Raw genomic sequence first — 12745 nt, 5'->3', positions numbered from 1 at the left:
ACCCGAAGAACGCGGCCAAGATCCAAGAGATCAGGCGTCTGCGACCGCTCGCTACGGGGCAGCCATGGGGCATCTTCTTCGTCAAGTTCGAGCCGAAGCGCCTGCCCGTGGTGGCGCTGCGCAGAATCCTCGGCCGGGTGACGCTCAAGAAACGCGCCTCAGCCAACTGGTCTGAACGCCAAGCGTGGGCGGCCGACGATCTCCTCTTCGTCTCCAATTTCGGAGAAGGCGAGGAGCGCCGTATCGCGTTCGCGCACTTCTCGACGCCCCTGGCCGACAATGACCTGCCAACGCTCAAGGTACTCGGTTGGGACAACCTCGACACGCCTCTCCACCTCGATGCCGTGGCCCACGAACTGACCACGCACCTTGCTTGGCCCGACGACGAGGAAGACATCGATTCGTGGCGCGAGCACTGGCGTTCGGCCTTCGGATTGCGGCACCGCGAAGTCGTCACCACCTCGAAGCAACTGTCCAGGCATTTGGCCGAACTGGCCCGCGCGATCCGCGACCGCACATTGGCGGCGCTGGCCATCGAGAACGAATCCGGGGCACTCACCAAGCTCCTGAATGCATTCCAGACGACGCTCGTCCACGACTTGGACGAGGCGAAGTTCGCTGACATGTACGCCCAGACCATCGCCTACGGGCTGCTCTCGGCCCGGATCACCGACCCCACCCGACGCAGAGCGGACGATCTCGCCATCCACATGCGGACGAACCCGTTCCTTCGGAAGCTGATGGAGGCTTTCCTCCGCGTGGGAGGACGTGGCGGGGCGGGCGGCCCGGACATCGACTTTGACGAGTTGGGCGTCTCCGAGGTCGTGGATCTACTCGACCGCTCCAACATGGAGGCCGTCGTCCGCGACTTCGGCGACCGCAACCCCGAGGAAGACCCGGTTATCCACTTCTACGAGCACTTTCTCGCCGCCTACGACAAGCAGCAGAAGGTGAGCCGGGGCGTCTTCTACACGCCCCGCCCCGTCGTCTCCTACATCGTGCGCTCGGTGCACGAAACGCTCCAGAGCGAGTTCGGCCTCGCGGACGGCTTGGCCGACACCGCGACATGGGAAGAGATTTCGGAGCGCCATGACGGCGTTGAAATCCCCAAAGGAGTCTCGCCGGAGCAGGCCTTCGTGCAGATCCTCGACCCGGCCACGGGTACTGGCACCTTCCTGGTCGCGATCATCGACCTGATTCACGATACGATGTCTGCCAAGTGGCGGTCACAGGGCCACGGCGAGCGAGCGATCCGGGCGCGCTGGAACGAGTACGTCCCGAAACACCTCCTCCCGCGCCTGCACGGCTACGAGCTGCTGATGGCCCCGTATGCCATCGCGCACCTCAAGGTCGGTCTCAAGCTCTACGAGACCGGCTACCGCTTCGAGAGCGACGAGCGGGCGCGGGTGTACCTCACCAACGCGCTGGAGCCGCCGCACGGGGACGAGCAAGGCACCTTCGCCTTGCTTCCGGCGCTCGCGCAAGAAGCCGCAGCGGTCAATCAGATCAAGCGGCGGCAGCGGTTTACCGTGGTGATAGGGAACCCCCCATACTCCGGGCTATCTTCTAACAGGGGCGCTTGGATCGATGGGCTTCTCAAGGGAAAGCTGCCCGATGGCACCTCAACCACGAGCTATTATCACGTTGACGGCGAACCGCTCGGAGAGCGCAAGCTGTGGCTGCAAGACGACTACGTGAAGTTCATCCGCCTCTCGCAGTGGCTGCTTGACGGGACCGGCATAGGCGTCCACGGCTACATCACCAACCATGGGTATCTGGACAATCCCACGTTCCGCGGGATGCGCTGGTCGCTCGCGCAGTCCTTCAATCGGATGCGCGTGATCGACCTCCACGGGAACCTTAGGAAGAACGAGGCTCCGCCTGACGGCCGACGAGATGTCAACGTGTTCGACATCCAGCAGGGCGTAGCCATCGGCCTCTTCACGAAGGCCGTATCGGCTCAGGGAAGGCGGATACACCACGCAGACCTCTGGGGCGAGAGGGAACGGAAATATGGGTGGCTCGTCGATCACGGTTCGGAGGACACCGGGTGGACAGACTTGGATCCTGCTACACCCTTCTACCTTCTGGAGCCGCTGGATGTGCGGTCGGAATACACTGCTGGATCGAAGGTCACAGAAGTCTTTCCGACCCACGGCGTTGGCGTTGTCATGGCACGTGACTCGATGACGGTTGATTTCGATCAAGACGCGCTATGGGAGCGTATCAACACCTTCGCCTCCCTAGCGCCGGAAGAGGCTCGATCACAATACCGGCTCGGAAGAGACGCTCGCGACTGGCGAGTCGCCAGCGCCCAAGCCGATGTCACAGCCAGCGGCCCCTCCAAGGAGAAGATCTGTCCGATCCTGTATCGACCCTTCGACGCTCGATTCACCTACTACACAGGGAAGTCACGTGGCTTCTACGCATCACCGTGCCGGAAGGTGATGCTCCATATGGTCCACCGAGACAACCTGTCGATCGGTCTAACCCGGGCTGTCGCCGGCAACACGGGTTTCAGCCATGTCTTCGCAAGCCGCAACATCATGCAGCATCACTCGGTGTCTTCGCCCGAAGTGAATTATCTGCTTCCGCTCTACCTATACCCCGATGTCGGTCGATCCGGCGAACTGCTCCTCAGCCCATGGCCCGCAGGCAAGGACGGCCGCCGTCCCAACTTGGATCCCGGCTTCGTCGAGCGGTCTGCCCAAGCCAACGGCCTCCAATTCATTTCCGATGGTCGCGGTGACTTGCTCGCCAACTTCGGCCCCGAGGACTTGCTCGCGTACATCTACGCCGTCTTCCACAGCCCCGTCTACCGGGACCGCTACGATGCCCACTTCAAGCTCGACTTCCCCCGCGTGCCGCCGCGCGCAAGCGTCGGCCTATTCCGAGAACTGGCGAGGGCCGGCCATTACCTGCTGGCCCTTCACACGCTCGAATCTCCGAGGCTCGATCACCCGGTCACCAACTACACCGGTCCCAGGAATCTGGAAGTCAGCCGCGTAGGCGGACGGCTACCGGCCAACATCCCGGCAGGAGATCACGTAAGTCTAACTGGGACTGCACGATCTGCCACTCCTGTCTTTGTGCCGGACACTACTGGATCGTGCCCCGACAGCGGGAAAACCGGAGTCAATCGGCGGGAGTTGTCGAGCAACTCAGCCGGGCTGTGTCAGAAGACGAGCCGCAAACGTTGGTTCCTCCGACAACGCCGACCGCTGGACGCGGTCGCCTATCCCACGTCGCTCCGCGAGGGAGCGAACGAGATCGACGAACCAGTCTTCGGCGAAAGGCGCAACAACGATTCCCCCTACGAGCGTCGCGAGGTCGATCTCGCAGTAACATCCGCCATGTTCTTGCGGCTCAACCGCATCGGGAAGAAACAGGGCACGGACCTCTCGCTCATGCTGAAAGCTAATCCTCTTGTGAACCAGAGGTAGCAACCCGTTCCCAAAGGGAATGCTGTCGGTGCTGTAGTCTCGATACTGAACCACCGATGCACTGATTTCTTGGTCCCCCACGAAGGCATCCCTAAACCGAGCGAAGTCTGTCCTGATCGCGATTCCGTCCCGCTCGCGCGCATACAGCCGCCACATCGCCTCGGACTCGAATTCTCCCATGTGCCAGCAACTGACGCGAGCCATTCGCACGACCTGTCGAAGATCGAACTCCCGCATGGAGACCGGGCCCTCTCGGAGATCTTGAGGGAATGCAGGGGGCGTCACGTGTGACAAGGATCCTTCGAATGGGTCGCCAAGCAGATCGGGACGACAGAAGAACAGGGCCTCCTTTTCCAGCAGGGACACGAATCTCGTGAAGTCCATGTACCTCCAGAGCACGGTGTCGTCCGGCGGAGGCCAGAGTTGGGGGTGGTCGCTGTACATGCATCCAACCTCAGAGTTGGCTTATGTGATACACGCCATCACTGGCGCGAGCGAAGTTGAATTGAACATAACGGTGAGGCGCGGTTCGGGCTGGGTCCAGGTGAACCCGTCGCCGACCCAAGAACGGATTGGAGGATCGAATCCAGCGTTCCTGCTCGCGCTCTCCCTTTTGCAGGTGGAGCGATCATGCCGCCCAGCCTTCGGAAAGGGCCGCAGCCTGTTCGAGGACGGTTTGCGTGGCCCTCTCCTGCTTGTCGGGCGGGTAGCCATGCTTCCGAAGGATTCGCTTGACGAGCCGCCTCAGATTGGCGCGCACGTTCTCGCGTAGCGTCCAGTCGATCTTGACGTTGTTCCGAACGGTCTCGACCAACTCGCGGGCGATCTCCCGCAGCGTCTCGTCGCCGAGCACCCGTACGGCGCTGTCGTTCGTCCCGAGCGCATCGTAGAAGGCCAGTTCGTCCTCGGAGAGCCCCAGCGCCTCGCCGCGGGCGTTCGCCTCGCGCATCTCGCGGGCAAGCTGTATCAGTTCCTCGATGACCTGCGCGCCCTCGATGGCCCGGTTCGCGTAGCGTTGAACGGTTTGGTCGAGCATCTCGGCAAACGAACGAGCTTGGACCACGTTCCTTCGCCTGCGGACCGCCAGTTCGCCCTTGAGCAGCTTCCGCAGCAGTTCGACCGCGAGGTTCCGCCGCTTCATGCCCCGCACTTCGGCCAGAAACTCCTCGGACAGGATCGAGATGTCGGGCTTCTCAAGGCCGGCCGCGGCGAAGATGTCCACGACGCCGTCGGAGGCGACGGCCCGTGAGACGATCTGGCGGATGGCCATGTCAAGCTGTTCCTCTGTGCGCTCGCCTCCGGGGGCGCGTTTGGCCAGCACCGACCGGACGGCTTGGAAGAACGCTACGTCGTCCCGGATCCCCATTGCCTCCTCATGGGGGACGGCGAGCGCGAACGCTTGGGAGAGTTCGCGCACGGCCAGCCGACAGCGTTCCTTGCCGTTCTCCTGCGCGAGGATGTGCTCCTGGGCCGCTGGAAGCAGACTCGTGCGCTCGGCGGGAGTGCCATCCATCCACGCCGAGTAGTCGAAGCCGTGGAACAGACCTCGGCACACCTCGTACTTCTCCAGCATGACGGCGACCGCCTCGGACTGGTCCAGCGTGGTTCTGCCCGTGCCGCCGCTCTCGGTGTAGGTAGCGAGAGCGCGTTTCAGTTCGTGCGCGAGCCCGAGGTAGTCCACGACGAGGCCGCCCGGCTTGTCCCGGAAGACCCGGTTCACCCGCGCGATGGCCTGCATCAGCCCGTGGCCGCGCATCGGCTTGTCCACGTACATCGTGTGCAAGCTCGGCGCATCGAAGCCGGTCAGCCACATGTCCCGCACGAGCACGACCCGGAGGGGATCGCCGGGGTCGCGGAACCGCTTCGCCAGAATCTCGCGGCGCTTCTTGGTGCGGATGAGCGGCTGCCAGTCGGGAGGGTCCGATGCGCTGCCGGTCATCACGACCTTAATCTCCCCTTCGGCGTCGTCCTCGTGGTGCCACTCGGGGCGAAGCCGGATCAACTCCCGGTAGAGGTCGATGCAGATGCGGCGGCTCATGCAGACGATCATCGCCTTGCCGTCGATCGCTTCGAGCCTCCGGTCGAAGTGCGAGAATATGTCCCGTGCGATGAGCTTGAGGCGGTGCGGGGATCCGACGACCGCTTCGAGTTGAGCCCACTTGGTTTTGAGCTTCTCCTTGCGCTCGACCTCCTCGCCCTCGGTCGCCTCCTCGAAGTCTGGATCGATCTTCGGCTGTTCGGCCTCGTCCAGCGCCAGCCTCGCCAGTCGGCTCTCGTAGTAGATCGGCACGGTTGCCTTGTCCTCGACGGCCCGCTCGATGTCGTAGACGCTGATGTAGTCGCCGAACACGGCCCGCGTGTTGGCGTCCTCAAGCTCGATGGGCGTGCCGGTGAAGCCGATGAATGAGGCGTTGGGAAGCGCGTCGCGCATGTGGCGGGCGTAGCCGTCGATGAAGTCGTACTGGCTGCGGTGAGCCTCGTCGGCGATCACGACGATGTTGCGGCGCCCTGACAACTCGGGCATCCGATCGCCCTTCTCCTCGGGGAAGAACTTCTGGATGGTGGTGAACACCACGCCACCCGACTCGACGGCCAGCTTGGCGCGCAGGTCGGCCCGGTTCTCGGCTTGGGTCGGCGGCTGCCCGAGGAGGTCCTTGCAGCGGGAGAACGTGCCGAAGAGCTGGTCGTCGAGGTCGTTGCGGTCCGTTAGAACCACGATGGTCGGGTTCTCCATCAGCGGGTCGCGGGCGATCCGCCCGGCGTAGAAGGCCATGGTCAGGCTCTTTCCCGAGCCCTGGGTGTGCCAGACGACTCCGATGCGCCGGTCGCCCGGCGCGCCTCCGGGCTTCCGGCCCGGCTCGTTCTTATCGACCTCCTCGGCGACACGCTTCGCTTTCCGCCGGAGTGCGGCCGCGCGCACGGTCTCCTCCACCGCCGTCTCCACTGCGTGGAACTGGTGATACCCCGCCATCTTCTTGGCCAGCTTGCCGCCGCCGTCGTCCTCAAAGACGATGAAGTCACGAACCAAGGACAGGAATCGCTCGCGCTGGCACATCCCTTCGAGCATCACCTGCAACTGGGGAAGATGCGGTCCGGCCAGCGCCTCGCCCTTGATGGTGCGCCACGGCTTGAACCACTCGCGACCGGCGGTGAGCGTCCCCATGCGCGCCTTGAGGCCGTCCGAGGCGATGAGCACCGCGTTGAAGGCGAACAGGCCCGTGAGCTCGGCCTTGTAGGTCTGGATCTGGTTCCAGGCCGTCCACACCGTAGCCTTCTCGTCGGCCAGGTTCTTGAGTTCGATCAAGCCAAGCGGAAGTCCGTTGACGAACAGCGCGACATCCGGTCGGCGCTCGTGCTCGCCCTCGACGACGGTGAACTGATTGACTGCCAGCCAGTCGTTGCTCGCGGGGTTCCTGTAGTCAAGGACGGAGACTTGCGCCCCGCGCATGGCACTCCCGGCGGTCCGGTACTCAACCGTCACGCCATCCACGATCAGGCGGTGGAACCCACGGTTGCGGGCCTCCAGAGTCGAGCCTTCCGGGCGGGTGACCTTGCGGAACGCGTCGTCCAGCGCCTCGGCGGGCAGATCGGGATTCAGCCGGTCCAAGGCGTCGCGCAGCCGTTGTTCCAGCACGACTGCGGTGTAGTCCGCCCGTTCCGCGTCTGCTGCGTGCGGCCCAATGTCTGGACCGTGGGCCACCCTCCACCCGAGATCTTCGAGCCATTCGAGCGCGGCGGCTTCGACCTCCGACTCGGTAAAGGAACGCGACAGGGGCTTCACGTCACGAGTCTCAACGCACTCTCCGCATCCGGTACGCGGATCTCACCCGAAATGAGCTTAGGTAGCAACTTGTCTCGAAGGGTGACCAGTAGCGAGCACTCGTCGGAGTTGAGCCGCAACCTAGCGAAGAGAGGAGCGACCAAGCGAGAGAAGACCCTGCACGCAGGCTCGGCCGGCACTACTAGCGGAATCGACTTCAGATTCCTCTGGTTGAGCTTGGGTTGAACAGCACCGGTCACGAAAGCCGTGATGTTGGAGTGCTTTAGCAGTAGGTAGACGTGCTCGTCGCTGATTGCGGCGGTCCCTTTGATCACGTGCGCGTGATTATTGACCCAGAATTTACCCCAAACGTACTGGACAACCGGATGGCCGTGAGCGTCAACTACGGAGCCATCTTCGCCCATCAAGATGTGAACTCCATCGAACAGGTAATCGTCCACGAAGTCCATGATGCCAGCTGCGCCATAGTACGGATACGGCCCCTGCCGTTGGGATCGCTGACGCTTGTTGAGCGGGATTCGCTTGCGATCATGGAGTTCAATCACCGTCGCCAGCGTTGTCGCTTCCCAGCCCTCAGGTATCTCCCCCATCTCGGACTCCACCATCCGGTCGGGGAACAGGTCGGCGATGTCTGGCGGCAAGCCCGTGTCCCGGCCCTGCATCTTCGCCCGGACCGGATCGAAATCGACGAACCAGGACTTGAACAGCGCTCGCGCCACCCCCTCCAGCATCTCGTTCATCCGCCGGTTCAACTCGATCTTGTCGTCCAGCGTGCCGAGGACATCCGCGATAGCGCGTTGTTCGGGGATGGGAGGCACGGGAATCTTGATCTCAAGCGCCGCAGCTGGTGAAACGCGTTGGTGGCTGCCCGACGTCCCGGTGACGCGTTCCAGTAGAGAGGTCCGAAACCTCGGTCCCATGCACAGATGGTGTAGGAAGCGCCGATCCATTGAATGAGGGCGGAGAACCAGAAACTCGGTCGAGCAGATCGCGGGGAAGTCCCCGCCAACATCAGGGGTCCAAACCCGTGGGAATCTCGGATTGAGGCGCGACACAAGGACTGCGTCGGGCGGTACGGTGAACTTGTTGCTCTTGATGGCCGACCCGGACTCAACGGCAGGGCTTCGGGCCTCATCGAAAGCAGGGATCGAGTGGTGGGAGAACTTGCTGTCCGGCGACGACGACGGGTTGATCTGCTCCCTGTGAACACCGACAAGTTCACCCAGGGGAGCAAGACGCCACCGACAGCGGTTTACCCGATCATCGCCTTCCACCAACACCCTGCGATCCCGTTCCACTTCTCTCTGGAGAGCGAGCCACTCGATGCCGTCACGCCGGATATGATCCCGCAAGACCTGGTCTTGTATCGCGTCGTACAGCAGCAGATCTACGACCTGCGCCATCGGAATCTCGTCGAGGGCAGCAGAAAGACGAGCCTGATCCGTCAGCGTCAACCGATCACCGAACAGCGCGATGTCCACATCCGAAGTCATGGTGTTCGTCCCGGTCGCCCTCGATCCGAACAGCACGGCCCGTTCCACCCGGTCGTTGGCCGCGAGCGCGGCGATTATTGCCTCGCGGTGCGCGTCCTTGAGACCGTCCGTCATCGCACTCGTCTGGCGTCCAGAGCCCGATGGAGTCGCAGCAGCACCGGATGGTAGCGATCCTTGATCAACGTTTCCGCCTCCTGTGCCACGTCAAGCAAGTAGACGTGGCTCAAGAGGTTCCGCTTGTCCAGTGCGTCGAGCAGGGTCTCGCAGTCGCTCTCGCCGATGTAGTCCACCTCGAAGCTCTTTCGGATCACCGCGCGCGGCGCCTTCACGTCATGGCCCTCGTAGAAGAGGAGATCCTTGAGCACCTTCCAAGACAACTCGAAACTGAACTCGAACGTCTTGATCAGCCCGGCTAGCTCAAGGTAGTCGTATCGCTCCCGGTCACAGGCATCCGTCAGTTGCGCAAGCGCTGTCCCGAAGCTGTCGAGCCGCTGCTGCCATCGCCGTTCGTCCGAATTGCTCACGTTCTCTGTCCTCCAAACCCCAGCGCGTTCAGATTCTCGGTGATGGCGGTATCCAGCCGTTCGCCCTCGGCCTGCTGCGCACGGAGTTCAGCCACCAACCGCGTCATCTTCTCCTCAAACGCCTCGCCATCATCCTCTTGGGGTTCGACCCCGACGTACCTGCCCGGCGTAAGGACATGGCCGTACTTGCGAACCTCGCCCAGCGCTGCGCTCTTGCAGAAACCGGGCACATCCGAGTAGCCGTCCTCGCGCGTTCCCCACGCATGGTAGGTCTCTGCGATCCGGCCGATCTCCTCGCCGGTCAGTTCTCGGTGCGTCCGATCCACCATGCGGCCGAGCTTCCTCGCGTCGATGAAGAGGATCTCTCCGCGCCGCCGTCGCCCGCGCGCCAGGAACCACAGGCAGGCGGGAATCTGAGTCGAGTAGAAGAGCTGGCCCGGCAGCGCAACCATGCAGTCCACCAGTTCGGCCTCGATCAGGTTCTTCCGGATCTCGCCCTCGCCGGACTGGCTCGACGACATCGACCCGTTGGCCAGCACGAATCCGGCGATCCCCCTCGGCGCGAGGTGGTGGACCATGTGCTGCACCCACGCGAAGTTCGCGTTGCCCCTCGGCGGCACGCCGTAGCGCCAGCGCTGGTCATCGGCCAGCCGCTCGCCTCCCCAGTCCGACACGTTGAACGGAGGATTGGCGAGGATGAAGTCTGCTTTCAGGTCCGGGTGGCGGTCGTCGTGGAAGCTGTCGCCGTGGGCGATCTGCCCGCCGATGCCCCGGATGGCCAAGTTCATCTTCGCGAGCCGCCATGTCGTGTAGTTCGACTCCTGACCGTAGATCGAGATGTCGCCCCGCGCCTTGCCGCCGTTGGCGTTGCCGGTGGCGTGGGCGCGGATGAACTCGACCGACTGCACGAACATGCCCGAGGAACCGCAGCAGGGGTCGTAGACCCGCCCCCGGTAAGGCTCGATCATTTCAACCAGCAGCCTGACGACGCATCGCGGGGTGTAGAACTCGCCGCCCCTCTTCCCCTCGGCGCTCGCGAACTGCGAGAGGAAGTACTCGTACACGCGCCCGAGCACGTCCTTGGACCGGGCTTCTGCGTCCCCGACGCGGATGTTGCCCACCATGTCGATAAGCTGGCCCAGGCGCTGCTTGTCCAGCGCGGGCCGCGCGTAGTCCTTGGGCAGCACCTCCTTCAGCGCCGGGTTGTCGCGCTCGATGGCCGCCATGGCCCGGTCCACGGTCTGGCCGACGGTTGGTTGCCGCGCCTCGGCCTTCAGGCGCGCCCAGCGAGCCTCCGGGGGCACCCAGAAGATGTTCTCCGCGATGTACTCGTCGCGGTCCTCGGCGGCCTCTTCTCCCCACTCGGCGAGCACCGCCTCGCGGCGTTCCTCGAAGGCGTCGGAGATGTATTTCAGGAAGATCAGCCCGAGCACGACATGCTTGTACTCGGCGGCGTCCATCGAGCCGCGGAGCGTGTCGGCCATCGCCCACAACTCAGCCTCGTAGCCGGTCGTGGCTCCGCTGTCGGTCTGCTTGGTGGCCACCTTGGTCAACTTCCTCTGTTCGTCCGTCGGCGTGGATCGGGAGCGCCCGAAATATGACATGCGGCGGGTTGCCGTGCATCTTTCGGATTGCCGTCGGGACACCCAAGGGACGCGGTGATCCGGTCGGCGGGTTGATCGTAAGCCGAAACGGAGCGCCGAATGCCTGAAGGATTGACCAGCCGTTTTGGGGAGGCCCTTGTGTACGCCGCACTCCTCCACCGGGAGCAGCGGCGGAAGGGCTCCGGCGTTCCCTACGTCTCGCATCTGCTCGCCGTGGCGGCGCTCGTCATCGAAAACGGCGGAGACGAGAACCAAGCCATCGCGGCGCTGCTGCACGATGCCATCGAGGATCAGGGCGGCAAGAAGAGAAGGGACGAGATCCTGCGCCTCTTCGGCGAGGACGTGACCGAAATCGTCGAAGGCTGCACCGATTCCGTTGCCGATCCGAAACCCCCTTGGAAAGAGAGAAAGCGGGCTTGGGTCGCGGCCATCGACAAGAAGCCGGCGTCGGTCCTGCTCGTCTGCGCCGCCGATAAGCTCCACAATGCGCGCTGCATCCTCAGCGATTACCGGGCTGTGGGCGAGGAACTCTGGGAGCGGTTTGCGGGCGGTAGGGAAGGGACGCTGTGGTATTACGGAGCGTTGGCGGACGCACTCGTCCGGACAGGCCGGACGCCGCTGGTGGATGAATTGGTGCGGGTCGTCGGCGAAATCGAGCGGCTCGCGGGCGGGCACGATAGCCCTTCAACCTCCGACGGATAGGAGGGCGAAACCGAAACGCCTCGGACCGCGTAGTGCATCTTGGTGGATCGCCAGACCGATGAGTTGGTCCCATGCCGAGAGGCTTCGGACAAAACCACGGCGGTGATCGCGGGTATGGGGGGCCGTGAGGCGTTCTCCGGTGCCGTCAGCGCTCCCGGTTACGCCGCGCTGGAGCGTGAAATCGACGCTGGGGGTCGATTCACACTTTGGGGCTCTCGGGATTCACACGGGCCTTGCCGCCCATCCGCAGGGAAGGCAACGCCTTGCGGTTCGGCAGTCCGGGCACCCGTTGCCGAACGGGCCGTTCGGGCGGGGTCGGGAGCGACCCCCCGCCCCGAGGGCTTGGTGCGGCTTAGCGACGAGTGTGGATTCACACCCTCGTCCCTGCCTTCCAGGGGTCGCTCCCGAACCAGAGATCCCTTGCGGGAAGGCCATGAGCGCGTCGGATTGACCGGAGCGGCCACGTCCGATTCGGAACCGAAGCGCCCCGTGGGAACAGCGGACCCTCCTTGGCACGGCGGGCCACGGCAAGTGCGTCGTCCATCCGGGCGACAGCCTGCGATCCGCGAACCCCGTCGGGAGCGCGGACCTGTCCGGGGTCGAGGGGGCGGAGCCCCTCTCGTCAGCCTCGCCGGGGACATGCGGAGTGTGGCCCCAGCGAGCATGCTTAACAGCCTTAGCGGGTAACCGCCCGCGCCGAGCCGTGAAGAGACGTTTCCCGCCCGGATCGCTGATTCCATGTGCGCATGGTGGCGAACACTTCCGGAACGCTCGCCCGTCGCTGCGTCACGGCCTTGAGGGGATTCTCCCCCCACGACGCACCCGGAATTCTCCCGTCAAAAGTCAAGGGTTTTTCCTCTGGGAGCGCCGATTCGAGTTGCCCATTATTGGACACACCGCCGTGTTGTATCCCGAGAACCGCATGGGGGGGGCAGCGACCACACCATCCGAGAGGAGACTCTCATGAACAAGTGGCTGACGCGTTTCGTCATCGCCGTCACCGCCGTGATTCTGGCGATGATGCCCGTCAAGTTGAACATCCGGGACGCGGATTCCGTCTTGGGCCGTTCCCTCCGCCAGAGCGATGATCGCGTGGCAAGTAGCGAGCCGACCTTCGGTGGCTGGGACGGTCATCCGGGCAACGAATACGACGAGGTCGGATCACCAGCGGCTCGTGACGGGTTGATCGAGGAGGCGG

Annotated in this window: 7 protein-coding genes; 3 read left to right on the top strand and 4 right to left on the bottom strand. The window is 63.8% G+C overall.

Annotated features, from left to right (window positions below; genetic code table 11):
* The first annotated feature begins 107 nt into the window (after positions 1-107).
* On the top strand, positions 108-3443 hold the full coding sequence (locus tag RN743_RS15915; protein ID WP_310781319.1) for a type ISP restriction/modification enzyme: 3336 nt from the start codon (positions 108-110) through the stop codon (positions 3441-3443).
* A 628-nt stretch (positions 3444-4071) separates the two neighbouring features.
* Here RN743_RS15915 and RN743_RS15910 read toward each other — a convergent pair.
* The 4 genes from RN743_RS15910 to RN743_RS15895 are packed head-to-tail and all read right to left on the bottom strand — an operon-like array spanning position 4072 to position 10785.
* Complete coding sequence (locus RN743_RS15910; RefSeq protein ID WP_310781317.1) at positions 4072-7224, bottom strand: type I restriction endonuclease subunit R; 3153 nt, start codon at positions 7222-7224, stop codon at positions 4072-4074.
* Positions 7221-8831 carry a restriction endonuclease subunit S gene (locus RN743_RS15905; RefSeq protein ID WP_310781314.1) on the bottom strand — a complete coding sequence of 537 codons (1611 nt, stop codon included), beginning with the start codon at positions 8829-8831 and terminating at the stop codon, positions 7221-7223. The genes RN743_RS15910 and RN743_RS15905 overlap by 4 nt, the downstream gene beginning before the upstream one ends.
* A complete protein-coding gene (locus RN743_RS15900) occupies positions 8828-9241 on the bottom strand; it encodes an HI0074 family nucleotidyltransferase substrate-binding subunit (RefSeq protein WP_310781312.1) in 414 nt (137 codons plus the stop codon). The genes RN743_RS15905 and RN743_RS15900 overlap by 4 nt, the downstream gene beginning before the upstream one ends.
* On the bottom strand, positions 9238-10785 hold the full coding sequence (locus RN743_RS15895) for a class I SAM-dependent DNA methyltransferase (protein ID WP_310781310.1): 1548 nt from the start codon (positions 10783-10785) through the stop codon (positions 9238-9240). The genes RN743_RS15900 and RN743_RS15895 overlap by 4 nt, the downstream gene beginning before the upstream one ends.
* Positions 10786-10944: 159 nt before the next feature.
* On the opposite strand from RN743_RS15895, the gene RN743_RS15890 reads away from it, so the two are divergent.
* Positions 10945-11547, top strand: a complete 603-nt coding sequence (locus tag RN743_RS15890; protein ID WP_310781308.1) for an HD domain-containing protein — start codon at positions 10945-10947, stop codon at positions 11545-11547.
* 963 nt (positions 11548-12510) lie between these two features.
* A partial coding sequence (locus RN743_RS15885; protein ID WP_310781306.1) for a hypothetical protein occupies positions 12511-12745 on the top strand: 235 nt, incomplete at its 3' end.

Origin of the sequence: Candidatus Palauibacter scopulicola, from assembly GCF_947581915.1 — a bacterium.
GTDB lineage: Bacteria > Gemmatimonadota > Gemmatimonadetes > Palauibacterales > Palauibacteraceae > Palauibacter > Palauibacter scopulicola.
The sequence above is the reverse complement of the archived record's forward strand: the minus strand, read 5'-3'. Positions and strand labels throughout refer to the sequence as shown.

What these genes read in the sequence shown, in the direction of transcription:
- RN743_RS15905 (WP_310781314.1), bottom strand. Translation starts at nt 8,831, where the DNA reads ATGACGGACGGTCTCAAGGACGCGCACCGCGAGGCAATAATCGCCGCG.
- RN743_RS15890 (WP_310781308.1), top strand. Translation starts at nt 10,945, where the DNA reads ATGCCTGAAGGATTGACCAGCCGTTTTGGGGAGGCCCTTGTGTACGCC.